The sequence below is a fragment of the Albidovulum inexpectatum genome (genome assembly GCF_002927635.1).
GTDB classification, from domain to species: Bacteria; Pseudomonadota; Alphaproteobacteria; order Rhodobacterales; family Rhodobacteraceae; genus Albidovulum; species Albidovulum inexpectatum.
The window spans coordinates 80,804-105,944 of record NZ_PRDS01000003.1 but is presented as its reverse complement, the minus strand read 5'-3'; the positions used below and the strand labels follow the sequence as shown (position 1 = coordinate 105,944).

Here is a 25,141-nt window from a genome sequence, read left to right as displayed (position 1 = left end):
TCACTCATGCAGGATATCCGAAGTCGCGGATGATGGCCCAGAACTCGCGGTTGAGCTTTCCAAGATCGTCGATCGCCGAGCGGATCCGTTCCATCGCCGCAATGTCCAGGTCGGTCGATTTGCCCACACGAATCTGATCCCGGCGATCGGCAATGCGCATCATGATCGTGCGCACGCTGCCCGTTTCGGGATCGAACGCATAGATCGAATGATTGTATCGGTTGCGCTCTGCCCCCAGCGAGACAAGGCGCCGTGTCGCCGCCAGAACCCGATCGCGTTCCTCATCCGGCACCCGGCCCAGCTTGGCCAGGCGTTCGACCAGATCGACCCGCGCGCGCGTCGTGTTCAGCGTCAGAAAGATGATGACCGCGATGTCCTTGTCCACGCCGGCCAGGCCCGCGATCAGATGAACCAGAACGCTTTCCGTATTGGTCCAGGTGTAATTCAGCTTGCCAATCAGCAGCAGCGCCTGATCGAAGGACTCATCGGGTGGGCGGATCATGCGGGGCCCTCCTCGTCACCGGCGTGACCGTTCTGCATGAACCAGTTTGCAGCCGCCGTCCGATTTCCAACCCCGATCTTGCGCATCAGGTGATGAATGTGCAGCTTCACGGTATGTTCGGAAACGTCCAGCATCGCTGCGATCGTCTTGTTGCGATGCCCCTGCGCCACCAGCCTGAGCACCTCGATTTCCCGACGCGTCAGCGAGGGATTTCCGGAGGCGTCGGCAGCACCATTCATTGAATCATTCATCGCAAATGGCTGGATCAGGTCGCCGGGAACCAGCACCTCGCCCGCCATCAGAAGCCGCAGGATGGATATCCAGGATCCCACGGCCGAATGCATTGGAATGAATCTCAGCCCCGACAGACCCATGCCTGCCTGCTGTCGTTGAAACACGGGCCGTGCGATACTGACATCGTCATAGGCAAGCACGACATGCGCATTGCCAAAGGTGGACCTGGCGAGGTCGTGAATATCCGCAAGATCTTCGGTAAATTTCTGATCGAGGACAACCATTCGGACGCTCGCAGCCTGGCCGGCGTCGATCGCCTGTTCGATCGTGTCGAACCGGCTGACTTCGACGCCTTCAAACTCGGCACGCACAAGGCGCAGCGTCACTTCCGGAAAGGCAAGCGCACTCCCTATGAACAGAACCCTGTCTGTTCCGGCGCCGCCGGATCGATGATCGCGGTCGGACTTCATAATAAATTTCCCCGCCGGCATATGGACCGACATTCTTGAAATAGGTCGAAAGAACAACTGTCGATCAGTATAACCAATTTTCCAGCTTGCGGAAACCATGGCTTTCACCGACGGAATCCGATCCTTCCGCGCGACTTTTTACCAAATTATTACAATTACTTGAATGATCTCCTGAACGACCTGGACGGCCCCGACAGATCTTGCCAATGGACTTGATACAGATTGGATAAAACCTTTTTCCATAAATCAAACGATTAATATGAAGCGCCAGAATCGGCGTGTCAAAAATATGTCGAAATCTTGAATATACCTTGTCAATCAGGGCACTTATACGCCCGGACGCACGTTGCAAGCCCTTGCATTGCTGCACTAGCACCTTTCGACAGCTTTCCGAAAGCCTGACTCGGTGCAATCATTCCAATGGGCTCGATTGGTAGCCTGACTTTGTTTCCGGTGCGGCGCATTTCAAGCCTGTCACCAGTACGTATTTATTTGATCGGCTGCTTATTAAAGGTCCGCATCGGTTCTTGGCGGAAACATTTTTGAAAGGGGGGAATATTGATGTCCTGGCCGCATCGGTTGGCGGCCCTTGATGCTTCGGCATCGCTCGAACCAGCCGGATCAAGTTGAAACCTTCAGCACATTGCCCATACCGCCTGGCAGATGAATGGCGGTCGGATCGTGCTGGCATTTGATCAATGGAGATCATTATGGACCGCAGAATTTTTGGCATGGATGATCACGATATCGACATCGACATCGACATCCGCGAAGACGACGACGCTTCGGCGACCTCCTCGTCTTCTTCTGAATCCGGCGCCGAAGCTGGCGCCGAGGCGAATGCCGAAGCAGGCGCCGAGGCGTCTTCCGAGGCCGGGTCGGAATCGTCGTCCTCTGCTGACGCGAGCAATTCCAATTCGAACCGCTCCTCGACCAACCAGGAACAGGGTCAGGAGCAGGGCCAGGAGCAAAGCCAGCAGCAGCAGCAGTCCAACACCAATGGTGGGGACGACAGCAACACCAACACGAACTCGATCAATATCGACTTCGGCGGTGGCGAATGGATTCCGCGCGACGACGACATCAACGACATCGACAACTCGTCGGTCGGTGGTGACGTCATTGGTGCCGGTCGCGATCTGTCCTATGACCCGGGCAACGACAGCACGATTACCGATGTGCTGAACGGCCTGGATTCCGGCGGCGGGTCCCTCTCGGCGACCTTCAATGCTCAGTCGCTGAATCTCGAGGACAACGACCACCTCATGAACCCGACCGTTGAGAACAGCGGCGACTTCAGCAACAGCGGCAGCGCCCACGGCGGTGATGCCTATGCCGAGGAAGGTATCGATGCCACGGGTGGCGGAAGCTATGGCGGCAGCGACGCCTATGCCGATGGCGGTGATGCCGATGGCGAAGCCGGAGACGGCGGCCATGCGATGTCGCATTCGGGCGCAATGGGCATGGGCATGGGCTCGGCCGAGACCGATAGCGACAGCGAAGGCGGCGACGGTGGCGATGCCGACAGCCACAGCGACGCCAGCAACGATTCCGGTTCGGACTCGACCAATACCGGCACCGGCGGCGACGGCGGCGCGGGCTTTGGCCTGGGCGTTGGCCTGGGGCTTGGCGGCGCGATGTCCGACTCGTCCAACGGCAATGCGTCGGGCGGTAACGGGACCGGAACAGGGACCGGAACGGGCGTCGGCTCCAGCGGGGGCTCCACCGCGAATTCGGACGCCGATGGCGGTGACTCCGGTGCGATGGGCGCCGGGCTTGGCGCCGGTCTTGGCATGACCGGGTCGTCGGGCGATGGCGGTGATGGCGGCGACAGCGATGCGGACGCCACGGGAACCGGCAGCGGAACCAGCAGCAGCGGCTCCACAAGCACGGGTGGCGACGGTGGCGATGCCGGCGCGATCTCTGGCGTCGGCCTGGGACTGGGTCTCTTGGGCGTTGGTCTGGGTCTTGGCGACTCCGACGCGACGGCTGGCGACGGCGGTGAAAGCGGCGCAGAGTCTGGCGCTGAAGCCGGTGGCACTGGTACCGGTACGGCCGATGCCCCCGCTGGCGATGGCGGTGATGGCACAGGCACGTCCGGCGACGGCACCGGCAATGGCTCGGGTTCGGGCATGGGCACCTCGTCTGCTGGCGCAGGCGGTGACAATGCGGCCGACAATGCCGTGAACGGTGACGGTACCGGAACCGGCACTGGTGCTGGCAACGGCGGCGACGGGTCCAACGCATCTGATGCGTCGGCGATGTCGGATGTCGGCGGCACCGGGACGGCCGATGCGGCTGGCGGCGCGGGTGGCATGGCCGACCTGTTCAGCGACATCGACACCAGCGGCGCGGCCGACTCCATGGCCGAGGCGATCGCCGGCTATGGCGGCAACGCAAGCTCGGACGACGATGCCTCGAACGCCGTGACAGGCGCGGGCACGTCCAGCTCGACGATGTCCGGCCTTGGCCTTGACGGCGGCGACGTGATGTCCGGCGGCGGCGGCGGCGGTACCGCGATGAACGGTGACGGCGGCGCAGGCGGCACGGCCGGCATGTGGGGCTCGAACAACGGCGATGACGGTTACGTCAATGGCTCGTCGAGCGCCGATGCCTCGGGCACGCTGGACCTGGCGGCGTTCAACCAGAGCATCGTGATGGGCGCCAATGTGCTCAGCAACTCGGTCGACATGACCGTTGTCGGTGGCGACCTCAACTCGACGGTGATCGGCGACGACGCCTGAGACGAAACCAACGGACGGGGCCGGTTGACCGGCCCCGCTCCCCTTTTTCATGACGCAGTCCGGTATTTTCCGGAATCCGACAAACGGAGGGCAGAACGATGCCCCTGGACAGAACGACGGAAGCAATCGCCCATTTCATTGGTCTTTTTCAGGTTGAAATCGAAGAGATGCGGCTGCGCGACGCGTATGACAGCTTTCGCGCTCGCCCCCCCGAAAACACCGAAGATTCCGACCTGGTAAAGGTTACCATCTCCTTCCGCGCGCCGCATGAATTGCAGGGCGTCGAGGTTTCGGGCAGCGCCATGGGAACGGCCCAGTCCCCTGCCCGTGAATTCGTGCCGACCCCGGTGGCCGAGCTCCAGCCTGCGACGCAGCCGACACCAGCCGAAATTTCCGCGCAGGTCGAGACACCCACGCCGGACCCCGAGATGCTCAACCCGACATCCGCGATCGTCCTGCGCTGGGAGATTCCCTTGCCGAATACCGTCGTGACCGTGACGGTGCAGACGATACACATGAATGACAACGATATCCTGGTCTTCGACGATGATCTCCATTTCGTCGACCCGGACGCATTTACCGCCGAGCTCATGGAACTGGCGGTCGTGGCCGACTCTCTTGGTTTCGGATTGTCCGAACTGATGGAACCCGGTCACATCCCCTCGGCGGATGCGATTCTGGCCGCGTTCGCCGAGGCCCAATTGGTGACCGAAGCCGCGCCCGAAGGCGCGCATGTCGCGGTAATTCAGGGCGAAGCCTTGGCGGGAATCTTCGTGAATGGCGAAGCGGCCGAGGAAATACCCGATTTCAACGACAGCCTTCCCCGCTCGATGCAGAACGCAGAGACGGACGATACCGATGGCGTAACCGAGATAGCCCTTCCCGTCAGCCCCTTTGCGGTCGAGGACGGGCACCATGTCTCGACCGGCGAAAACCTGACCGCGAACGAGGCGCATATCGTCAAGAACTGGGTCGATGCCGAGGTGATTGCCGTTGCCGGCGATGTCATCCAGGTGAATATCATCTCGCAGGTGAATGTCCTTTCCGATCAGGATTTCGGGCCGGGCGCTCCGGGAACCCCATCGGCGACGATCAACGCGGCCAAGATCGAATCCGTCTCGTCGGCTCCGGACGATGCGGAACCCGTGTCCCGGCCGGCCGCCGATCCGGTATTTCCGCAGCATTGGCAGGTCGAGCGGGTCGATGGTGACGTGGTGCTGGAGAACTGGGTTCAAAGCCACATCTTCGCAACCGACAACGATTGCGCGCAGGTCGTCCTGACCGGGTCGAATACAAGTATCGGCCTGGGTGAAAACGCGCTTGGAAACTACACCTCACTGATCGAGCTTGGATTCCACTATGACCTGATCATCGTCGGCGGCGACATGATCTCGATGAACTTCATCGAGCAGGTGAACGTCTTGCACGACGATGACGTGATCCTGGGCGACGGCTGGGGCGATGCCATCGTCGAAGGAGGCGACAACCTGCTGATGAACGCGGCCGCGATCTGCGAAACGGGGATCGACACGACCATTGCGATGACCGATCCCTTCCGTGCCGATCTCGACGCTCTGGCCGCGGGCGCCAGCGACATCTCGGACGCCGTGGCCAAGGATGCCCTCTTCGCCGGCAAGGACGCGCTGTCGGTGCTGTATATCTCGGGCGATCTGATCGAGTTCAACGCAATCCAGCAGGTCACGCATCTTGGCGATGCCGACCAGGTTCAGGCGGCCCTGGCCGACATCCTGGCCTCGGGTGGCGACCTGACGGTGAACTCCGGGTCGAACGCCATGCTGAACGCCGCGACGATCGAGGATCTCGGCATCGACTCGACGGTTCTGGCCGGCGGTGACGTCTATTCGGACGCGCTGATTCACCAGGCCGAGCTCATCGACATGGACTCGTTGCCCGATGGGGTCGCATTGACCGCTCTGACCAACGAAGCCGTCGCCGCATTCCTTTCACCCGACATGATCGATGGCAATCCGGTCGCGACCGATGACGCCGATGCGATTGCGCCGATACCAGCAGATGCCGGCAATCTGGACGTGATGCAATCGGCCCTTTCGTAATCATTCAAGGGAGCGAAGCGTGAGGGATATCAACGACCCGATGGACGCGACGGATGGCCGCGATGCCCCCCTTCGGTTTTCCAGCCGACGCGAAGGCGCAAGGGTCCGGCCCCGCGAAACCGTGCTTGAACTGAAGCCGGAGATGCGCGTGAAGCCGGCCGAATCCAAGGGCAGAATGCCCGATACGGGAAGCAAGCCGCGGATTGGCCAGACGATCGAGGGCTCGTCCAGCCCCATGGCACGCCGCGATCCTCCCGATCCGCCCTCGGGCGGAGGTGGCGGTGGCGGCGGCAAGAAGTTCCATCGCCGCGTTGATCCCGAAGACTTCGGCGCGGCGCTCAAGCGTGGCCTGGCCGCCGTGCGACGAAACATCTTCATGGTCTTTGTCCTGACCTGCGCGACCAACCTGCTGATCCTTGCAATCCCGATCTACCTGTTCCAGATCTCGGACCGCGTCCTGACCAGCCGGTCGGTGGATACGCTGATCATGCTGACGGTCGTGATCGTCGGCGCAGTCCTGTTGCAGGCGATGTTCGACGCGATCCGGCGCTTCATGCTGATGCGCACGGCCGTCGAGGTCGCGGCCCGGCTGGGCGCGCCCATCCTGTCGGCTGCGGCGCATGCCTCGCTTTCCGGCAGCGCGCGCGAATACCAGACCCTTGGCGATCTGCAGCAGCTGCGCGGCTTTCTTGTCTCGGGCACGCTTCTGTCCTTCCTGGACATTCCCTTTGCCCCGCTCTTCATGCTGGTGATCTGGTTGATCCACCCAGACCTGGGGCTGATCGTTCTGTGCACCGCGATCGCCCTATTCGTCATTGCGGTCGTGAACCAGCGCGTGACCGCGGGGCATTTCTCGAAGGCAACGATGGCCCAGTCGCGCGCCAATCTGCATCTGGATTCGATGGCACGGAATTCGCAGGTCATCAATGCGATGGCCATGATCCCGGAAGCCGTAAGGATCTGGGGCAAGGACACGGCCAATTCGCTGACCGCGCAGGTCCATGCCCAGGACCGCAATATCATCTCGGCCGCCGTGTCGCGGGCGATCCGGCTGTTGACCCAGGTCGGCATGCTTGGCTGGGGCGCCTATCTTGCCCTGCAGGGCGAGATGACCGGCGGCATGGTCATCGCCGCCTCGATCGTCGCGGGCCGCGCCCTGGCGCCGGTCGAGGGCGCAATCGACGGTTGGCACGCATTCCTTCTGACCCGCGCGGCCTATGACCGCATTTCGCGTCTCTTGACCGGCTCGCGGTATCAGTACGAACGCCTGCGCCTGCCGCGTCCCGAAGGCCGTCTGGATGTCGAGCGCCTGCTCTACATTCCCGGCGGCACCAAGCAGGTCATCCTGAACGGCATCTCGTTTTCGCTCAATCCCGGTGAAACGCTTGCGGTCATCGGCAATTCCGGTGCGGGAAAGACGACGCTGGGCAAGATGCTGGTGGGGTCGATCCTGCCGACCTCGGGCAATGTGCGGCTGGACCTGATGGACCTGCGCAACTGGGACCCGCGCCAGCTGGGGGAAAATATCGGCTATCTGCCGCAGGACGTGCAGCTGTTCCCCGGAACGATCAAGCAGAACATCGCGCGCATGCGCGAGGATGCGACCGACGACCAGATCCACCGGGCCGCCGTTCTGGCCGATGTGCACGACATGATCGCGCAATTGCCGCAGGGATATGAAACGATGGTCGCCGCTGACGGCTCTCCCCTGTCGGGCGGCCAGAAACAGCGTATCGCGCTGGCACGGGCCTTCTTTGGCGACCCGCGCCTTCTGGTTCTGGACGAGCCGAACTCGAACCTGGACGTGGCCGGCGACAAGGCGCTTGCGCGCGCCATCGAACATGCGCGCGCGAACGGCATTACCTGCGTGGTGATCACGCAAAAGCCCGCCCTGCTGAATGTCGTAGACAAGATCATGCTGTTGGCCAACGGAAATATCGCCTTGTTTGGCAAGCGCGAGGAAGTCCTGGCGCGCCTGAACGGCCGCAACACGCCAAAAGCCGCGCTGGATTCCGGTGCAAGGGGCCTACAGGACGACAAGGGGGAAAAGGATGACGACTGAACTGGTACCGACCGGCGCTGCCCCCGGCGAAACCGAGGACTGGTATGCAGAGGTTCCCAGGTCCATCGCGCGGCATGCGACCTTCGGGCTTGCCCTGTTGGTCTTCGCCTTCGGCGGCTTCGGCGTCTGGGCGTTTCGGGCGCCGCTTGCCGCCGCGGTGATCTCGCAGGGCAGTTTCGTCGCCACGGGCCAGAACAAGATCGTCCAGCACCTCGAAGGGGGTATCATCCAGGAAATCCTTGTCTCCGAGGGCGATCAGGTGCAGGTGGGCGACACGTTGTTGCGCCTTGACGAAACCATTGCCGAAGCGACGCGGCGCGAGCTCTATCTGCGCCAGTTGCGGCTCGAGGCAACCGAGGCCCGGCTGCTTGCCCAGCATCTGGATCGCGATGTACTTGTGCTGCCCGAATCAATTCTTGCCGAAGCGGCCGATCCCGAAATTGCCGCCATCATCGATAGCCAGCGCCAATCCTTCACGATCGCCAGGTCGGGCCTGATGAACGATCTGACGCTGCTGCAACAGAACGTCGACGCCATAGACGCGCGACATCGCGGCTATTCTCGCCTGCGCGACTCGCTGCAGGCCCAGCTTGCCCTGATCGACGAGGAACTGAAGGCAAAGGATGCGCTGCTGGATTCCGGACTGACACGACGCGCCGAGGTCACCGCGCTCAAACGGTCCCGCCTGGAAACCCTGGGCCAATTGGGCCGCGTCGAAGCCGAGCTCGAGGAAATCGGGGAGATGCGGGCAAAGTATCTGACCCAGATGCAGAAGACGCGCGACGAATACAGCCGCGCCGCATTGACCGAACTGCAATCGGTCCAGGCCGAGCTTGAAAGCGTGCGCGAACAGATCCGCAAGGCCGACAACATCCTGTCGCGGACCGAAGTCCTGGCCCCCGTGACGGGCACCGTCGTGCGGCTTTTCTATCACACGCCGGGCGGCGTCATCGAGCCTGGCCGTCCGATTGCCGAGATCCTGCCCAACGACGCGCCCCTGATCATCGAGACACTGGTGCTGCGGCAGGACATCGACACGGTCAAGGTGGGTCAGCCGGCCACCGTGCGGCTGGTCGGCCTGAACCAGCGGACGACCCCGATCCTGAACGGAACCGTGACCTATGTTTCGGCCGATGCCGTTGCGCAGGGCTTCGATCAGCCAAATGCGCGCGAGGTCTATGTCGTGCGCGTGTCGCTTCCGTCCGAGGAGCTGGGCCGCGTGCACAATTTCCAGCCTCGCCCCGGCATGCCCGTGCAGGTCATGATCAAGACCGAAGAGCGCACTTTTGCCCAATACATCGCCAAGCCGATCGTCGACAGCATGGCGCGCGCCTTCCGCGAGGAATGAAACGACAACGGCGACCGGATGATCCCGATCGCCGCCGCGCCACATGTCCTGCTTTCATTCGGCCGAGGCGACCTGCGCACCCGGTGCAGGCGCCGCATCCATCCAGCCCCTGCCCGTCGCGATCTGCAACCGGGTCCAGCTGCGCGCCAGCTCGCGCAGCACCTGGGCCAGGGCAAGCCGCGCATCCAGCGCGCGCCGCTCTGCATCCAGCACATCGTTCAGGACGATCTCGCCCGCCGCATATGAGCGCCGCGACAGGTCCAGCACCTCTTCACTGGCCTGAACGGCCGCACGCTGCGCCGAGACCTGTCGCCGCCAGTAGCGCGTCGCGGATTGCGCCTCCTGCACCTCTTCGACGGCGCGCAGGACGCTGGCGCGCCATGCGATCTCGGCCTCCTGCGCCCGGGCGCGGGCGACATCGCGGTTCGCCGTCAGGATGCCGCGGTTCAAGACCGGCAGGCGCAGGGCCGGGCCAAAGGCCCAGGCGCGATCCTCACCCGAGGTGATGAATCCCGAAAGCGTCAGCGACGGGTAGAGCTGCGCCTCGGCGACGCCGATCTGGGCGGTCGCAGCGGCAAGCTCCCGCTCGGCACGCCGGATGTCGGGACGGTTGCGCAGCAGGTCGGCGGGCGTCCCGGTTGCCGGCATCGCGGCAGGCACGGGCTGGCCCGCGCCTTTCGTCATGCGCGCCATGATCGGCCCCGCGGGCTCGGCCAGCAGCGTGGCAATGCGGAACACATTGGCCTCGAATCCCGCCTGGTATCCGGGCAAGGCGGCTTCCGCACTTCGCAGCAGGGCGCGCGCCTGGGATTGGTCGAGCGAGGTCGCTTCGCCCGCCGAAACCTGCCGCGAGACCAGGTCCAGGGTCTCACGCCGCGACGCGATGGACTTGCGCGTGATCCAGGCGGCGTTCTGGAAATACCGCGCGTTGACATAGGCATCGGTCAGATCCGCCAGATAGGCCAACCGGACCGTTCCTGCATCGTATTCGGCCGCCTGCAGGCTGGCCTGCGCGGCCTGCTGCCCGCGGCGAATGCCGCCAAACAGGTCGAACACATAGGCCGCGTCCGCCCGGGCCGAACCCGTCTCGTCGATCTGGCCGGCGGTATCCCTTTCGCGCGCCGCCCTGGCCGAAAGATCGCCCGACACCTGCGAGGCAAGCCCCGTCCGCCCCAGCGCCGCCCGCGCCTGCGCAATCCGCGCCTGTGCCGAACGGATGTCCAGATTCTGCCCCAGACCGCGCGCGGCAAACTCGTTCAAAATGGAATCGTTCAAACCGGCCCACCAGCGATCTTGCGCAGCGGCACGCAGCGGCGACGAGCCGCCATTCACGAAACTCTGCGACACGGCCATTTTCGGGGCGCGATAATCCGGCCCGACCATGGAACAGGACGCAACAAGACCAATCGCACCGACAAACTGAAATGAATTCTTCATGATCTTTCCGAATGCTGCCCGTAATATCTCACACGCTAGCACCGGCTGCCCGAATCACCAAAGCAATACGGTTACGTAACGTCACCACCCCCCCCGCATTCAGCGTCTGGTGGTGTAACGCTGCAACAATTCGTACGGCCGGAGGAACGCTTACGGGTTGCGCAGCATTGCCGGGTCGTATCCGTTGAACCGCAGGACATCGTGCGCTGCCTGCAGCAGATCGCCCGAAGGTTGCGGGCGCCGAGCAAGGATACGGGCAAAGGCGCGCGAGGGGGTGCCGATCACGGCAAGCCGGTAATCGGCATCGACCCACAGAACCCACAAGTCTTCGCTGCGGCCATCCGGGAATGTTCGCGCCATGCGGCCCGGACCGGTCATGCGCGCATTTGCCAGGAAGGCGCGCGCCCCTGTCGGTCCGCAGATGGTTCCCGTCACGCGAAACTGCCCAGAGGCGGTTGCCGTCCACGTCTCGGCCCGCGGACCGCAGGCCGGGCCGGGCGCGATCTCGGCCACGATGTGCCAGACATCCACAAAGCGCGACGGGTCGAAAACGGCCGAGGACGACATGCCGGCCGCGGGCTCGGCCGGCGGCGTATCGCACGCGGCCAGCATCAGTGCCAATGCAATAGCCAGTCGTCGCATGTCGCCCTCGCCAAAGGATTGCCCGCACGCACAGTCGCGCCCGGACAGATCGGCGTCAATAGGGCATGGGGTGATTGCGATGCGCCGCGTCGATCGCCTTCAGGACATCCTGTGGCAGGACGACATCCGCCGCGCCCAGCGCATGGTCAAGCTGCGCCAGCGTCGTTGCACCGAAGATCGGGATGGTGGGGAAAGGCCGCGTCAGGGTCCATGCCAGCGCCATGTGAACCGGGTCCAGCCCCGCCTGTCGCGCGATGTCCAGATAGGCGTCGATCGCACCCCAGACGCGCGGCGTGATGCGTCCACCCAGCTTGGGGTTCAGTGACCTGCGCGAGCCCTCCGGGATCGCATCTCCCGAATACTTGCCCGTCAGCAGGCCCGCAGCGAGCGGCGAATAGGCCAGCAGGGTGATGCGCTCGTTATGGCCAAGTTCGGCCAGGTCGGTGTCATACAGGCGGCACAACAGCGAATATTCGTTCTGCACAGACACCGGCCGGGGGCCCGCCCCCTCTTCTGCCAGGCGAATCCACATCGCCATGCCCCAGGCGCTTTCGTTCGACAGACCCCAGTGACGGATCTTGCCCTCGCGCACCAGGTCGTCCAGCGTGCGCAGGCATTCGGCCATATTGTCAAGGATTTGCGCCCGGTCCTGCCGCGACGGATCGAAATGCCAGTTCTGTCGGAACATGTAGCTGCCGCGATTGGGCCAGTGGAACTGGTACAGGTCCACATGATCCGTCCGCAAGCGGCGCAGCGACCCCTCCAGCGCCTTGCGGATACTGCGTGCGTCGATGATCTCGCCATCCTCGCGCGCGACCGATCCTTCGCCCGCGATCTTGGTCGCGATGATCCAGTCTTCGCGCCGGCCACCGCGCGCGATCCAGTTGCCGATGATCTCTTCGGTCCGCCCCACGGTTTCCCGCCGCACCGGATTGACCGGATACATCTCGGCCGTGTCCATGAAATTCACGCCCCGTTCGGCAGCGGCATCGATCTGGGCATGGGCTTCCGGCTCGGCGGTCTGGTTTCCCCATGTCATGGTGCCAAGACACAGCACCGATACTTCAGGGCCATTCGCGCCCAACGTCACCTTTTTCATCGTCTGCCCCCGTTTCTTGCCATGCCGGGCGAACCTAGCGCCGGAAACCGGCATGGCAAGGGGACGGGACGCTCAGGGCCGGATATAGGCGTAGCCCTGTTCCTGCAGTTCCATCAGCCGCACGACGCCGGACGGCACGACCCTGGCCTCACTGATCAGCGCCACGTCGGTTCCGCGCTTCTTCTTCAGTCCGGCCAGCGTGTTACCGCAGGCGGCAAAGGAAATGTCCGACAGCTCCAGCGACATGGCCGAGATACGATCCTCAACGGGGCTTTCTCCCTCGACATACATCGCAAGGCCGGGACCATAGGCGACCATCTCGATCACCACCTTGTCGCCCTGTGCGGCATAGTAATCGTGCACGTTCTGCGCGTTGTTCAGTGCCATGTTCATGACGGCCGGGTCGTTCTGGTCGACATGGATGGCCAGGTAATGCGTCTTGCCCTCGGCCCAGGCCGAACCGGCACAAAGCGCGAGCGCCGCGCAGGCAGCAGCGAATCTGGTCATGCGTTCCTCCCCATTTCCTGTGTTCTGCCCGGATGGGCCGCCCCAGTGTGACCGAACGGAAGACGCATGTCATCCAGACGCTTGAGAGCATATGCAGAACAAAATACCCTGTCCTCATGTCGAATCGTGATCTTGCCGGGCTGATGGCACGCCTTGGGCCAAAGGGGCCGCGCGCGCGTCTGTCCTTTCTGGGCGAATTGTCTCTGACCCGGGCGCGGGTGCATGAATTCTGCGGCCCAGCCCGACGCACGCTGGCCCTGATCGTGGCGGGTGCCGCACACGACGGACGGTTGCGCGCGGGGGATGATCCGGGGCGCGATCCCATCCTTTGGCTGCGCCCCGCCTGGCTGCCCGAGCGGTTGTTTCCGGAAGGAATCCTGCCTTTCATCGATCCGGGGCGACTGGTCCTGGTCACGCCCCGCCGGCCCGAGGATCTTCTGTGGTGCATGGAGGAAAGCCTGCGCTGCGGGGCGGCCCGGCTGGTCGTGGCCGAAGTGCCGCGGCCTCCGGGTCTGACGCCAATCCGCCGGTTGCAACTGGCGGCAGAAACCGGCGCTGCCGAGGGCGCCGTGACACCGACCGGGCTGATCCTGACGCCCGGCGCGGGCGGCGCGCGCGGCGTGGAAAGCCGATGGCGCATGGTCCCGCGCCATGAACGCGATCACAGCCGATGGCGGCTGGACCGCCTGCATGACCGCACCGCCCCGCCCCGCAGCTGGACCCTGCATCAGGACCACGACACCGGCGCGCTGCGTCTGGCCACGGCCGGCCACGGCGCCAAGGATGCCGCCGAGCCCGCTGCGTCAACGATTTCCTCTGGCGCGGCGCAAGGGCTTGCGACAGGCTGACGGCAGCCACCCAAACGGGTCATGATTCGCAAGGCTCAGGATGCGCATTCTCGTCTCGCTCGTCGCCCTGTTCCTGTCCGTCATCCTGCTGCAACTGGGCACGGGGGGCGTGGCGCCACTTGATGCCTTGTCGGGCGCACAGCTTGGATTCACCACGGCCCAGATCGGCATGCTGGGCTCGGCCCATTTCATGGGGTTTTTCATCGGCTGCTGGTGGGCGCCACGGCTGATGGGCAGCGTCGGCCATTCGCGCGCCTTCGCGGCATTCACCGCCGCCGGGACGATCGGGCTGATCGCGCACATGATGGTGGTCGATCCCCTGGCCTGGGCGATTCTGCGCCTGGGATCGGGTCTTTGCGTTGCCGGCTGCTATACCGTGATCGAGGCCTGGTTGCAGGCCAAGGTCACGAATGAAACCCGCGGCCGGGCGATCGCGCTGTATCGCGTCGTCGATGTCAGCGGCTCGCTGGCCGCGCAGCTGGTGATCGGGGTGCTGAGCCCGGCGACCTACTTTTCCTACAACCTGCTGGCAATCATCTGCTGCGCCGCGCTTCTGCCGCTGGCAATCACCCGCGCCGTTCAGCCCGCCACTCCACCGGCGCCACGGCTGCGACCGGCCATGGCCTGGGCGCGCTCTCCGCTCGCGGCCGCGGGCGTGATCGTCTCGGGCGTGTCCTCGGCGGCGTTCCGCATGGTCGGGCCGGTCTATGGTCTGCAGGTCGGTCTGACCGCCGACATGATCGCGCTTTTCCTCGCGGCCTTCGTGCTGGGCGGGGCGCTTGCGCAATTTCCCCTAGGCTGGCTTGCGGATAAACACGATCGCCGCACGGTGCTGATGTGGCTGTCTGCCGCTGCCGCCCTTTCCTGTGCGGTGACGGTCGGCACGGCGACGATGGGAACCGCGCCCGTCTTCCTGGCCGCAGGTCTGTTCGGCGCGGCCACCATGCCCATCTATTCGGTCGCCACAGCCCATGCCCATGATTTCGCCTCGGACGACGAAAGGGTCGAACTGTCGGCCGCGCTGATGTTCCTCTATGCGATCGGCGCGATTGCCTCGCCCGTGATTTCCTCGGGGCTGATCGATGCCTTCGGCCCGGCAGCCATGTTTGCCTTCATCGCGGCGATCCATGTCGGCCTTCTTGTCTTTGGCGCGGTGCGCGCGCTTGTCGGCCCCGCGCCATCGGGGCGCACGCGCTATGTCTATACGCCCCGCACCAGCTTTCTGATCGGTCGCCTTCTGGGCAGATCGCGCAGCGGTGACTGACCCTCTGGCCCTTTCCGATCAAAGCCGCTAAATCGTGCCAACCCAAAGGATGGAAAGGCGCGCGCATGGCACGGATTCTCATCACCTCGGCTATTCCGTACATCAACGGCATCAAGCACCTGGGAAACCTCGTGGGCAGCCAGTTGCCCGCCGATCTCTATGCCCGCTATTGCCGCGCGCGCGGGCACGAGGTGATGTTCATCTGCGCCACCGACGAACACGGCACCCCCGCCGAGCTGGCCGCCGCCAAGGCCGGCAAGCCGGTCGCCGAATACTGCGCCGAGATGCACGAAGTGCAGGCCGAACTGGCCCGCGGCTTCCGCCTGTCCTTCGACCATTTCGGTCGTTCGTCCAGCGCGCGCAACCACGCCCTGACCCAGCATTTCGCGCGCCGCCTGGCCGAGAACGGCTTCATCGAGGTCGTGACCGAGCGGCAGTTCTTCTCGATCGCCGACAACCGCTTCCTGCCCGACCGCTATATCGAGGGCACCTGCCCCAATTGCGGTTACGAAAAGGCCCGCGGCGACCAGTGCGAAAACTGCACCAAGCAGCTCGACCCGACGGATCTCATCAATCCGCGCTCGGCGATCTCGGGCTCGACCGAGCTGGAGTTGCGCGAAACCCGTCACCTCTATTTGCGCCAGCGCGCGCTCAAGGACGAAATCGAGGCCTGGATCGACAGCAAGACCGACTGGCCCATCCTGACGACCTCGATTGCAAAGAAATGGCTGCATGACGGCGACGGCTTGCAGGACCGCGGCATCACGCGCGACCTGTCCTGGGGGGTGCCCGCGCAGTTCCCGGGCGCACCGTGGGAAGGCATGGAGGGCAAGGTCTTCTATGTCTGGTTCGACGCGCCCATCGAATACATCGCCGGCACCGCCGAATGGGCGGATGCGAAGGGTCTGGACGATGCCGCATGGCGGCGCTGGTGGCGGCTGGACGAGGGCGCCGAGGATGTCCGCTATGTCCAGTTCATGGGCAAGGACAACGTGCCGTTCCACACGCTCTCGTTCCCGGCCACGATCATGGGCTCGCGCGAGCCCTGGAAGCTGGTCGATTACATCAAGAGCTTCAACTACCTGAACTATGACGGCGGCCAGTTCTCGACCAGCCAGGGTCGGGGCGTGTTCATGGATCAGGCGCTGTCGATCCTGCCGGCGGATTACTGGCGCTGGTGGCTGCTAAGCCACGCTCCCGAAAGTGCGGACAGCGAATTCACCTGGGAGAACTTCCAGGTTTCGGTGAACAAGGACCTCGCCGACGTTCTGGGCAACTTCGTCAGCCGGATCACCAAGTTCTGCCGCTCGAAATTCGGCGAAGCCCTGCCCGAAGGCGGCGAGATCGGCGCGGCCGAGCGCGCCCTGATCGAGGATCTGGAGCGCCGCGTTCGCGCCTACGAGGCCCACATGGAGGCCATCGAGATCCGCAAGGCCGCGACCGAGCTGCGCGCGATCTGGGCGGCGGGCAACGAATATCTGCAATCAGCCGCCCCCTGGAGCGTGTTCAAGACCGACCCCGAGCGCGCCGCGGCCATCGTCCGGCTGGGCCTGAACCTCGTGCGGCTTTACGCCGTGCTGTCGGAACCCTTCATCCCCGATGCCGCGGCCGCGATGATGAAGGCCATGCGCAGCGACGACTGGGCCTGGCCCGGCGCCATCGCCGATGCCCTGAGCGCCCTGCACCCGGGCCATGAATTCGAGACACCGGATGTCCTGTTCCGCAAGATCTCGGACGAAGAGCGCGAGGAATGGCAGCACCGCTTCGCCGGGCGGCGCGACTGAACGCTGACCCGCCGTTGCCACTTGGCAGCCGCATGTCGCGCCCCTAACCTCTGTCGCAAGACTGGGGAGGGGTAGAAACGATGAAGATGATCGCAAGCCTGCTGCGCCTTGGCTGGCGCGGCATGCGCGCCATTCTGCGCCTGCTGCGCAACGGTGCGGCGATGCTGGTCCTGGTCGCGATGGTTGCGCTCAACGTGGCAAGCCTGACGCTGGACCCGGTCAATGCCGCGTTTTCGGACATCATTCATGGCGCCACGGGCCTGTCCACGGTCCAGTCGCGCTCGCGCGCCCAGATCGCCGGGCTGGAGGCTGGCCTGAACGCGGCACAGGCCCGAGTAACGGCGCTGGAAGACGATCTGACCCGCAGTCGGGCCGATCTGGCCGCGCAGCGCGACCTGAACCGGACGCTGCTGCGCAACATGCAGATCCTTGAGGGACGCATCGCCGAACTCGAACGGTCCGGGCACGAAGTAGACTTTCGCGGGCGAAAGGTGCCGCTGAAAGCGGCGGTGACGGACGTCGCCCAAGCCGTCACCGCGCGCACGGCACGCGCCGCCAGTGTGAATTTTTCAGCGATGTTTGCCGAGGCGGTACCCCTGTATGGCGTCGGCGCCATCGTCGCGGCAACGACCGTCGAGATGGCCGCAGCCTGCGCCACCATGCAGGACATGCACGACCTCGAAGTCGCGTTGACAGGTGTTCAGCCCCGGACCGATGCGATGAACCGCATCTGCGGCATGCGCCTTCCCCTTTCGGACGAGACATGGCGCGCAGGTCGCGCGAACGGGGGCGCGATCGAGGATGGCACATCGACCACGTCCACGGAGAAGTGATTCCCCATTTCCCCGGCCCGTGGCGCCGGCCGTGGCGGGCGACGCCTGCCCGGCATTCCGGGGGTGGCGGCTGCACCTCGCAGGGCGCAGCGGACGGCAATTCCGCGAAAAGGGGCGGCCCGCCCGGACCGCCCCTCACCTTCGGCTGTGCTGCGATCAGTTCGCGCCCAGCTTGCGGATGCGTCCCTCGACCCGGGTTGTGACCTTGCCGGTCCTGGCGATGTAGTCGATCACGTCGTTCGCCATCAGGTTGCCATTGCCGGCATTGATGACGACCCGGCCGCCGCCCAGCGCAGAGTAGCCGTCACCGCCGCCCAGCATGTAGTCATTGGTGGCGACGGTATAGATGCGATCCGGATCCAGCGGCTCACCCCCCACCTTCACGTCCGAGACACGCGATCCGGCAGGAGCCGAGGGGTCGAACGCAAAGCTGATGCCCGAAACCTGCGGGAAGCGACCCGATCCCTTTTCCACCTGGCTGACACCATTCTCCAGCGCGGCCAGGATCTGGCTGCCCGGCAGCTCGGTGACGACGGTGACGTTTCCGAACGGCAGTTCGGTCAGGATGTCCCGACGGGTCAGAACGGTGCCTGCGTCATAGGTGCGGTCGCCGCGGATGCCGCCGCCATTGGTGATGGCAATCTCGGCCCCGGTGGCCTCGCGCATCGCATCGGCGATCAGGTTGCCGATCGCGGCCTCTTCGGCGCGCACGACATTGCGTCGCGAATCCAGCGGAACCTCGGTCACGCCGATCTCGACATTCAGGCTGGCATCCAGTTGGGCCTTGAACTCGTCCACCTTGGCCTGCGTTTCGGGATCGGGCTCGACCATCGCGGTGTCGATGAAGCGGAAATGCGGCACCCATTCGATCTTGCGGTTGCCGTCGCGATCGGTGCCGATCTCGACCATCAGGTCGATCGGCGCCAGGAACCGCGCGTCCATCGAGGTTTCGACATAGGCCGTCACCCCGTCATAGGCCGTGGCATAGGAATGGTCGTCGCCCGAGACGATGACGTCGAAGGCATGGCTGGCAATCAGGGCGCGGTCGTTTTCCATGTCTGTCTGCACCACCCCGATCACCAGATCGGCGCCTTCCTCGCGGGACTTGCGGGCCGCAGCGACGCCGGTTTCGACCGTCGGCAGGAATTTCAGGTCGCCCGGGCTCGACACTTGCGGGGTGGTGTCCTGCGCGACCGGGATCAGCGCGATATTCAGGCCGGCCAGTTCTTTCCAGGTCACCCCGCCAAGACCTTCCACGGGCGAGCCATCGGCATTGGTGATGTTGATCGCTGCCCAGGGGTATTTCGACGCCTTCATCTTCTCGATGAAGTTTTCCGGGCCAAAGTCGAATTCGTGGTTGCCCGGAACGGCCAGATCAAAGGGCACGATATTCGTCAGGTCGATCGTGTTCTGCCCCTTGTCGAAGCCCGACAGCAGCGAGGGCGACAGCATGTCGCCGTCGAACAGATACAGCGTGTTGGGGTTGGCCGCGCGCTCGGCACGCGCAACAGCGTTCAGGCGGGCAAAGCCGCCGCGGCCATCCTCTTCGTGGAATTCATAGGCATCGCCGACGCCAAGAATGGTGATCTTGACGGTTTCGGCCATCGCCGGCGAGGCCAGCGCGGTCGCGCCAAGCAGGAATGCAGCCGCGCGCAATCCGGTCGGTTTCATGGTGTCCCCCTGTGAAACGAAATCCTGATGCGCCCAGACTGCGCATCCGGGCCCACCATGTCAAAGATTCCCAAAGGTCATGTGACGGCATCCATGGCCATTGACCAGCCTCCCTCATCGGGGCAAGACAGGCCCATGCTGATCTACAAGATCTTTCGTCGCCCCGAATGGGATGAACTGAAACGCGCCGGTTTCACCCGGGGCGCGCCCGTCGATCTGGCCGATGGCTATATCCATTTCTCGACCGCCCAGCAGGTCGCCGAAACGGCCGCGCGCCACTTTGCACAAGAAAGCGACCTCGTCCTCGTCGCGGTCGAGACCGAAAGACTGGGCGATGCGCTGCGCTGGGAGCCGTCGCGCGGTGGGGATCTGTTCCCCCATCTCTACCGGGAGCTGCGTCTCGAAGACGTCGTGTGGGACAAGTCGCTGCCGCTTGGCGCAACCGGCCATATCTTTCCCGAGGGCATGCTGTGAGCATCATCGAAACCGCCGGCCTGTGGCTGCTGCACAGGATGGACCCGGAGCGCGCGCATGGCCTGTCGATCCGCGCGCTGCGGTTGGGGCTTGTTCCCCTGCCCGGTCCGGTCACATCGCCCCGTCTGGCGACGACCATCGCCGGGCTGGACCTGCCGAACCCCCTTGGCCTTGCCGCGGGCTATGACAAGAATGCCGAGGTGGTCGGCCCCCTGACTCGGGCAGGCTTCGGCTTTGTCGAAGTCGGCGCCGCGACGCCGCGGCCGCAGCCGGGGAATCCGCGGCCGCGCCTGTTCCGCCTGCCCGAGGATCGCGGCGTCATCAACCGGTTCGGGTTCAACAATGACGGCGCCGAGGCAATCGCATCGCGTCTGTCCCGTGCCCGGCGCGATGTTCCCGTTGGCATCAATCTGGGCGCAAACAAGGATTCGGACGACCGCGCCGCCGATTACCTGCAGGTTCTGCGCGTCTGCGGGCCGCATGTCGATTTCGCAACCGTCAACGTCTCTTCGCCCAATACCGAACGCCTGCGCGACCTGCAGGGACGCGAGGCGCTGTCCGCCCTTCTTGCGGGGGTCACGGCGGCTCGGGACGATCTGGCACGGCCGATACCGATCTTCCTGAAGATCGCACCCGACCTGACACCCGCCGAGATCGAGGATGTCGCCGAAGTCGCCCTGTCCTCGCGCATCGACGGGATCATCGCGACCAACACCACCCTTGCCCGCGACGGACTTCGCAGCGCCCATGCAGGCGAAAAGGGTGGCCTGTCCGGGGCGCCTCTGTTCGAACGCTCGACCCGGGTGCTCGCGCGCCTGTCGGCCATGACCCGGGGCCGCCTGCCGCTGATCGGCGTTGGCGGCGTCGGATCGGCCGAAGAGGCGTTGCAAAAGATCCTTGCCGGGGCGTCGGCCGTTCAGCTGTATTCCGCCCTGGTCTGGAACGGCCTGTCGCTGGTGCCGCGTATCCTGCACGATCTGGACGCGATGCTGGAACGTGACGGCATTGCCAACATCTCCGAACTCGTCGGGCAGGACCGCGCGCGCTGGATGAAGGGCGACTGATCGCCCCTAGCGGAATGCCGGTCCATGCGCCCAGATCGTCAGCGACCAGCGTTCACCCGCCGTCACTGGCGTTACTCGATGCAGGACAAAGCTGGGAAAGAACGTCGCCGCGCCACGCGCGGGTTCGGCCGTGCGGATATTGGCGTCGTGCATCAGCTCCAACACGCCGCCCTGATAGTCCGACGGATCGGACAGCTGCACGACCATCGTCAGCTTGCGCCGCGATGCGACCGCGCCGGCCCCGATATCCGAATGCCAGCCGAAATGCCCCTGCCGGTCGGCCCCATAGCGCGCCACCTGCGGGCTTTCGGCAAATTCCGTCAGCGCGAAATCGAAGACCTCGCGGTTGACGCGCGCGACCAGGGAAAGGATTCGGTCCATGACCCAGCCCGCGCCCTCGCGTTCGTCCAGCCAGGCAAGTTCAGAGCGCCGCACCTTGTGGTCGGTCTCGTTGCGCACAAGGCCGGCGTCGGACATGGGCGCGTCTTGCGCAAGCGCGATGATCCGCGCGCATTCCTCGGGGGTGAAGGCTTCGGTAACGGTGTAGGGAGCAAACATGACACGACTCGGTTGACGTATCGACGCATCCGAGTGCAGCCGGACGCGGGAAAAATCAAGGCCCCGCGTCCGGTATCGTCAGATCAGCGCGCGTTGTCGACAGGCACGTCGATCGTAATCTCGCCCGCCTTTTCAAAGACCAGCGTCAGGGGAATCGTCTGACCGTCCCGCGGACGTTCGACCAGGCCCATGAACATGACGTGATCGCCGCCGCGGGCGAGCACATGGCTGCCTGCGGCCGGGACCTCAAAACCCTCGGGAACGTGCATCATCTGCATCACGCCGTCATTGCCGGCCACATGGGTATGCAGCTCGACCCGCTTGGCAATGGGCGAGCGTACATCGACCAGCCGGTCGTCCTCGGCGCCGTCGTTGCGGATCTCCATGAAGGCCGCGCCGGCCATGCCACCGGGCATGAATCGGGCATAGGCGTCATGGATCGAGATCATGCCGTCGGCCAATGCAGGCGCGGCCAGAAACATCGCGGACAAGGCCGCGGCGCAAATCGTCTTGAGTTTCATGCAACTTCTCCTTCGTTCGATATTCAGCAGCCACTTTCGAACGAAAAGAACGGAGGGTCCCGAACCGAAGGTCTGGGCAACGCGCGGTCAACGCGGTGCCGGGTTGCCGTGAAAAAGGCGATACGATCGAAATCTGCGTCGGCCTGCACATCAGGATGTGACGCCGAGACCGCGGCAACAAGACCGAGCGCCAGATCGGGACAGATATGCACCTGTCCCGTCGGTTTGCCATTGCCGTCAAGCGTCACCTGGATCGGCCCGCCCGAGGAACACAGGACAAGCACCTGTCCCCCGGCACGGATGCTGGCCCGGGCCCATGCCGCGCCCATGCCCATCGCGGCAAGCGAGAGCACAAGGACGACCCCGGCGATCAGTCTGGGCAGACGATTCCTCATGTGCCTTCGTCTATCGCAGGGCCGGCAAGAAGACGATAGGCCAAAATGCAGCAACCCCGCCGCGCTGCCGCGGCGGGGTCGGAATGAAACGGATGCAGGACCGGCTCAGGCGGCGGTCTGCTGCGCCTTTTCGATTTCCTTCTTGATCTTCAGGGCCTTGGGCGACAGCTCTTCGTCCTTGGCCTTGGCCAGGAAGGCGTCCAGGCCACCGCGATGGTCAACCGTCCGCAGGGCAGCGGCCGAAATGCGCAGCTTGAACGCACGGCCAAGCGCGTCCGAGATCAGCGTGACCTCGTTCAGGTTCGGCAGAAAGCGACGGCGCGACTTGTTGTTGGCGTGGCTAACATTGTTGCCCGTCATCGGGCCCTTGCCGGTCAGTTCGCAAACGCGCGACATGGTCTGGTTCCTCGTTTCTCGGGCCGGTGGCCCGGCTGTTCAAATCCTGTGCGGGCCCTGCTGCGCAGCGCCGCGAATTCCGTCCGCGCCGTTTAGGCCCAAAGCGAAGAGTCGTCAAGTCTTCGCGAAGCCCTGCCGGCGCGAAGCCCCCTAGCCCTCAAGCCGCGTCAGGTCGGCGACCTGCAGACAGATCGCGCGAATCCGGGACAACAGGTTCAGCCGGTTGCGCCGGACGATCTCGTTGTCGGAATTGACCTGGACAGATTCGAAGAAGGCATCGATGGGCGCGCGCAGCCGTGCCATTGCGGCCATGGCGGGGGCGAAATCTTCGGCCTTCATGGCAGGGGCAATCTCGGCCTCGGCGGCGTCCAGCGCGGCGAACAGGGCGCGTTCTTCGTCGGTCTCGGCGAATTTGGGATCGGCGCCATAGGAATATTCCACGCCATCCTTCTGCTCCGCCTGCGTCAGGATGTTGTTGGCACGCTTGAAACCCTGGATCAGGTTCTCGCCATCATCGGTGCGCAGGAAATCGGCCAGCGCAGTGGCGCGGCGGACAAGCAGGGTCAGGTCGTCATTTCCGGGCATCGCCAGCACCGCGTCGATGACGTCGTGACGGATACCCTGATCGCGCAGATGGACCTTCAGCCGGTCGTGGAAGAAGGCGAGCAGGTCTTCTGCGTCAGCATGTGGGTTCGCTTCGGCAAATATGCGGGACAGTTGCAGTCTCAGCCCATTTGTCAGAATCAGCCGGATCACGCCCAGCGCGGCGCGGCGCAGGGCATAGGGGTCCTTTGACCCGGTGGGCTTTTCGTCGATCGCCCAGAAGCCGGTCAGCATGTCGATCTTGTCGGCCAGCGCCACCGCGACCGAGACCGGCTCTGTCGGAACGTCGTCATTGGGGCCAAGCGGCTGGTAATGCGCGCGGCAGGCATTGGCGATTTCCTCGGGCAGGCCGGCGGCGCGGGCGTAATAGACCCCCATCACGCCCTGAAGTTCGGGGAATTCGCCCACCATCGCCGATTGCAGGTCGGCCTTGACGACCCGCGCGGCCTCGGCCGCCAGATCGGGCGATGCCCCGACCTGCGGGGCAATCGTGCGCGCCAGACGCTCGATCCGCTCGATCCTGTCCCACTGGCTGCCCAGCCTGTTGTGGAAGGTTACATTGCGCAGGCCTTCGGCCATGCCTTCCAGACCCTTGTCATGAACCGTGCGCAAGTCGTTCTCCCAAAAGAACTTTGCGTCGGACAGCCGCGCCGACAGAACCTTCTGGTTGCCCTTCAGGATCGTGGCGCCGCGATCGGCCGTTTCATTGTTGGCAACGGTCACGAAGGCCTCGATGCGGCCGGTCTTCGGATCACGGGCCGAAAAGAACTTCTGATGTTCGCGCATCGATGTTTGCAGCACCTCGGGCGGCAGGTCGAGAAACGCATCATCGATCCGGCCCATCAGCACGACGGGCCATTCGACCAGCCCCGCAACCTCGGTCAGAAGCCCGCGATCCTCGACGACCTCCAGCCCCTGGGCAAAGGCCGCGTTGGTGGCGTCATGCCAGATATGCTCCTCGCGCTCTGCCGGGTCCAGCATGACCTTGGCGCGCTTCAGCTTTGCGGCATAATCCTCGAAGGAGGTTACCGAAAACGGCTCTGGCGCAAGGAACCGGTGGCCGCGCGTCGTGTCGCCGGCGCGGATGCCGTCGATCTCGAGAGGCACGATCTCGTGTCCCGCGTCATCCGACAATATGCACAGGATCGAATGCAGCGGCCGCACCCAGCGCAGCGCGCCTGACCCCCAGCGCATCGACTTTGGCCACGGGAAGTTGCGGATGGTCGATTCCAGGACCTCGGCCACGATTTCCGCGGCAGGCCGTCCGGGGCGTTCGATCACCGCGAACCACGCCTTGCCCTTGGGGGTGTCACGCTTCTCCAGCTGATCGATCGTCAGTCCCGTCGACCGCAGGAAGCCCTGCAGCGCTGCCTCGGGCGCGTTGACCGAAGGGCCCTTGCGCTCCTCGCGCTGGGGGCGGCTTGCGGCGTCCAGCCCCTCGACCGCCAGCGTCAGACGGCGCGGCGTCGAAAGCGCATGCGCCCCGGCATAGGTCAGGCCGGCCTCGACCAACCCATCGGTGACCATCCGCTTCAGGTCTTCGCGCGCCCGGGGCTGCATCCGCGCGGGAATTTCCTCGGAGAAGAGTTCAATCAGTAGATCGGGCATTT

At 64.4% G+C, this 25,141-nt stretch carries 22 protein-coding genes; 10 read left to right on the top strand and 12 right to left on the bottom strand.

Features of this window, described 5'->3' with window-relative positions; genetic code table 11:
- Window positions 1–4 precede the first annotated feature (4 nt).
- Both LV82_RS05960 and LV82_RS05955 read right to left on the bottom strand, forming a co-directional pair.
- Window positions 5–502, bottom strand: a complete 498-nt coding sequence (locus tag LV82_RS05960) for a hypothetical protein (protein ID WP_104069963.1) — start codon at window positions 500–502, stop codon at window positions 5–7.
- Window positions 499–1,305, bottom strand: a complete 807-nt coding sequence (locus LV82_RS05955) for a helix-turn-helix transcriptional regulator (RefSeq protein WP_104069961.1) — start codon at window positions 1,303–1,305, stop codon at window positions 499–501. The genes LV82_RS05960 and LV82_RS05955 overlap by 4 nt, the downstream gene beginning before the upstream one ends.
- Window positions 1,306–1,916: 611 nt before the next feature.
- Between LV82_RS05955 and LV82_RS05950 the strand changes: the two genes are divergently transcribed.
- From LV82_RS05950 to LV82_RS05935, 4 genes are all read left to right on the top strand, one after another.
- On the top strand, window positions 1,917–3,950 hold the full coding sequence (locus tag LV82_RS05950) for a hypothetical protein (protein WP_146065129.1): 2,034 nt from the start codon (window positions 1,917–1,919) through the stop codon (window positions 3,948–3,950).
- 98 nt (window positions 3,951–4,048) lie between these two features.
- Entirely contained in the window at window positions 4,049–6,025 is a 1,977-nt protein-coding gene (locus tag LV82_RS05945) for a hypothetical protein (RefSeq protein WP_104069958.1), read from the top strand.
- 40 nt (window positions 6,026–6,065) lie between these two features.
- Window positions 6,066–8,087: a type I secretion system permease/ATPase gene (locus LV82_RS05940; protein ID WP_104069956.1), complete on the top strand. Its 2,022-nt coding sequence runs from the start codon at window positions 6,066–6,068 to the stop codon at window positions 8,085–8,087.
- Window positions 8,077–9,435, top strand: a complete 1,359-nt coding sequence (locus LV82_RS05935) for an HlyD family type I secretion periplasmic adaptor subunit (RefSeq protein WP_104069954.1) — start codon at window positions 8,077–8,079, stop codon at window positions 9,433–9,435. Before LV82_RS05940 ends, LV82_RS05935 begins: the two co-directional genes overlap by 11 nt.
- A 54-nt stretch (window positions 9,436–9,489) precedes the next feature.
- Here the strand turns inward: LV82_RS05935 and LV82_RS05930 are convergent, their stop codons facing one another.
- The 4 genes from LV82_RS05930 to LV82_RS05915 form a co-directional block, all read right to left on the bottom strand.
- Window positions 9,490–10,872 (bottom strand): efflux transporter outer membrane subunit, encoded by a 1,383-nt coding sequence (locus LV82_RS05930; RefSeq protein WP_104069952.1) that lies wholly within the window; start codon window positions 10,870–10,872, stop codon window positions 9,490–9,492.
- A gap of 150 nt (window positions 10,873–11,022) precedes the next feature.
- A complete protein-coding gene (locus LV82_RS05925; protein ID WP_104069950.1) occupies window positions 11,023–11,514 on the bottom strand; it encodes a lipocalin family protein in 492 nt (163 codons plus the stop codon).
- Between the two features lie 55 nt (window positions 11,515–11,569).
- Window positions 11,570–12,613: an aldo/keto reductase gene (locus tag LV82_RS05920; RefSeq protein ID WP_104069948.1), complete on the bottom strand. Its 1,044-nt coding sequence runs from the start codon at window positions 12,611–12,613 to the stop codon at window positions 11,570–11,572.
- Window positions 12,614–12,685: 72 nt separating this feature from the next.
- Entirely contained in the window at window positions 12,686–13,120 is a 435-nt protein-coding gene (locus tag LV82_RS05915) for a DsrE family protein (protein ID WP_104069947.1), read from the bottom strand.
- A gap of 116 nt (window positions 13,121–13,236) precedes the next feature.
- Here LV82_RS05915 and LV82_RS05910 point away from each other — a divergent pair, with 116 nt between their 5' ends.
- The 4 genes from LV82_RS05910 to LV82_RS05895 all read left to right on the top strand — a co-directional run bounded on the left by LV82_RS05910 (window position 13,237) and on the right by LV82_RS05895 (window position 17,849).
- Entirely contained in the window at window positions 13,237–13,968 is a 732-nt protein-coding gene (locus LV82_RS05910; protein WP_425427730.1) for an ImuA family protein, read from the top strand.
- Between the two features lie 40 nt (window positions 13,969–14,008).
- Complete coding sequence (locus tag LV82_RS05905; protein WP_104069945.1) at window positions 14,009–15,232, top strand: MFS transporter; 1,224 nt, start codon at window positions 14,009–14,011, stop codon at window positions 15,230–15,232.
- Window positions 15,233–15,297: 65 nt separating this feature from the next.
- Window positions 15,298–17,016: a methionine--tRNA ligase gene (metG, locus tag LV82_RS05900; protein ID WP_104069943.1), complete on the top strand. Its 1,719-nt coding sequence runs from the start codon at window positions 15,298–15,300 to the stop codon at window positions 17,014–17,016.
- Window positions 17,017–17,096: 80 nt separating this feature from the next.
- A complete protein-coding gene (locus LV82_RS05895) occupies window positions 17,097–17,849 on the top strand; it encodes a hypothetical protein (protein WP_104069942.1) in 753 nt (250 codons plus the stop codon).
- A 156-nt stretch (window positions 17,850–18,005) separates the two neighbouring features.
- Here LV82_RS05895 and LV82_RS05890 read toward each other — a convergent pair whose 3' ends face one another.
- Window positions 18,006–19,520, bottom strand: a complete 1,515-nt coding sequence (locus LV82_RS05890) for a bifunctional metallophosphatase/5'-nucleotidase (protein WP_104069940.1) — start codon at window positions 19,518–19,520, stop codon at window positions 18,006–18,008.
- A gap of 135 nt (window positions 19,521–19,655) precedes the next feature.
- On the opposite strand from LV82_RS05890, the gene LV82_RS05885 reads away from it, so the two are divergent.
- Together LV82_RS05885 and LV82_RS05880 are read left to right on the top strand one after the other, a co-directional pair.
- Entirely contained in the window at window positions 19,656–19,994 is a 339-nt protein-coding gene (locus LV82_RS05885; protein WP_104069939.1) for a DUF952 domain-containing protein, read from the top strand.
- Complete coding sequence (locus LV82_RS05880) at window positions 19,991–21,058, top strand: quinone-dependent dihydroorotate dehydrogenase (RefSeq protein ID WP_104069937.1); 1,068 nt, start codon at window positions 19,991–19,993, stop codon at window positions 21,056–21,058. Before LV82_RS05885 ends, LV82_RS05880 begins: the two co-directional genes overlap by 4 nt.
- 6 nt (window positions 21,059–21,064) lie before the next feature.
- Here LV82_RS05880 and LV82_RS05875 read toward each other — a convergent pair whose 3' ends face one another.
- From LV82_RS05875 to glyS, 5 genes are all read right to left on the bottom strand, one after another.
- Window positions 21,065–21,616 carry a 2OG-Fe(II) oxygenase gene (locus tag LV82_RS05875; RefSeq protein WP_104069935.1) on the bottom strand — a complete coding sequence of 184 codons (552 nt, stop codon included), beginning with the start codon at window positions 21,614–21,616 and terminating at the stop codon, window positions 21,065–21,067.
- 83 nt (window positions 21,617–21,699) lie between these two features.
- Window positions 21,700–22,137, bottom strand: a complete 438-nt coding sequence (locus tag LV82_RS05870; protein ID WP_104069933.1) for a copper chaperone PCu(A)C — start codon at window positions 22,135–22,137, stop codon at window positions 21,700–21,702.
- Window positions 22,138–22,160: 23 nt separating this feature from the next.
- On the bottom strand, window positions 22,161–22,532 hold the full coding sequence (locus LV82_RS05865) for a hypothetical protein (RefSeq protein ID WP_104069931.1): 372 nt from the start codon (window positions 22,530–22,532) through the stop codon (window positions 22,161–22,163).
- A gap of 105 nt (window positions 22,533–22,637) precedes the next feature.
- Window positions 22,638–22,928, bottom strand: coding sequence for a 50S ribosomal protein L28 (gene rpmB / locus LV82_RS05860; RefSeq protein ID WP_104069930.1), 291 nt, complete (start codon window positions 22,926–22,928; stop codon window positions 22,638–22,640).
- Between the two features lie 150 nt (window positions 22,929–23,078).
- A complete protein-coding gene (gene glyS, locus LV82_RS05855) occupies window positions 23,079–25,139 on the bottom strand; it encodes a glycine--tRNA ligase subunit beta (RefSeq protein WP_104069928.1) in 2,061 nt (686 codons plus the stop codon).
- Between the last annotated feature and the right edge of the window lie 2 nt (window positions 25,140–25,141).

Bases quoted from the DNA above. Each gene is read 5' to 3' on its own strand.
- LV82_RS05960 (WP_104069963.1), bottom strand. From the start codon at position 502: ATGATCCGCCCACCCGATGAGTCCTTCGATCAGGCGCTGCTGCTGATT.
- LV82_RS05955 (WP_104069961.1), bottom strand. From the start codon at position 1,305: ATGGTTTCCGCAAGCTGGAAAATTGGTTATACTGATCGACAGTTGTTC.
- LV82_RS05950 (WP_146065129.1), top strand. From the start codon at position 1,917: ATGGACCGCAGAATTTTTGGCATGGATGATCACGATATCGACATCGAC.
- LV82_RS05945 (WP_104069958.1), top strand. From the start codon at position 4,049: ATGCCCCTGGACAGAACGACGGAAGCAATCGCCCATTTCATTGGTCTT.
- LV82_RS05940 (WP_104069956.1), top strand. From the start codon at position 6,066: ATGGACGCGACGGATGGCCGCGATGCCCCCCTTCGGTTTTCCAGCCGA.
- LV82_RS05935 (WP_104069954.1), top strand. From the start codon at position 8,077: ATGACGACTGAACTGGTACCGACCGGCGCTGCCCCCGGCGAAACCGAG.
- LV82_RS05930 (WP_104069952.1), bottom strand. From the start codon at position 10,872: ATGAAGAATTCATTTCAGTTTGTCGGTGCGATTGGTCTTGTTGCGTCC.
- LV82_RS05925 (WP_104069950.1), bottom strand. From the start codon at position 11,514: ATGCGACGACTGGCTATTGCATTGGCACTGATGCTGGCCGCGTGCGAT.
- LV82_RS05920 (WP_104069948.1), bottom strand. From the start codon at position 12,613: ATGAAAAAGGTGACGTTGGGCGCGAATGGCCCTGAAGTATCGGTGCTG.
- LV82_RS05915 (WP_104069947.1), bottom strand. From the start codon at position 13,120: ATGACCAGATTCGCTGCTGCCTGCGCGGCGCTCGCGCTTTGTGCCGGT.
- LV82_RS05910 (WP_425427730.1), top strand. From the start codon at position 13,237: ATGTCGAATCGTGATCTTGCCGGGCTGATGGCACGCCTTGGGCCAAAG.
- LV82_RS05905 (WP_104069945.1), top strand. From the start codon at position 14,009: ATGCGCATTCTCGTCTCGCTCGTCGCCCTGTTCCTGTCCGTCATCCTG.
- metG (WP_104069943.1), top strand. From the start codon at position 15,298: ATGGCACGGATTCTCATCACCTCGGCTATTCCGTACATCAACGGCATC.
- LV82_RS05895 (WP_104069942.1), top strand. From the start codon at position 17,097: ATGAAGATGATCGCAAGCCTGCTGCGCCTTGGCTGGCGCGGCATGCGC.
- LV82_RS05890 (WP_104069940.1), bottom strand. From the start codon at position 19,520: ATGAAACCGACCGGATTGCGCGCGGCTGCATTCCTGCTTGGCGCGACC.
- LV82_RS05885 (WP_104069939.1), top strand. From the start codon at position 19,656: ATGCTGATCTACAAGATCTTTCGTCGCCCCGAATGGGATGAACTGAAA.
- LV82_RS05875 (WP_104069935.1), bottom strand. From the start codon at position 21,616: ATGTTTGCTCCCTACACCGTTACCGAAGCCTTCACCCCCGAGGAATGC.
- LV82_RS05870 (WP_104069933.1), bottom strand. From the start codon at position 22,137: ATGAAACTCAAGACGATTTGCGCCGCGGCCTTGTCCGCGATGTTTCTG.
- LV82_RS05865 (WP_104069931.1), bottom strand. From the start codon at position 22,532: ATGAGGAATCGTCTGCCCAGACTGATCGCCGGGGTCGTCCTTGTGCTC.
- rpmB (WP_104069930.1), bottom strand. From the start codon at position 22,928: ATGTCGCGCGTTTGCGAACTGACCGGCAAGGGCCCGATGACGGGCAAC.
- glyS (WP_104069928.1), bottom strand. From the start codon at position 25,139: ATGCCCGATCTACTGATTGAACTCTTCTCCGAGGAAATTCCCGCGCGG.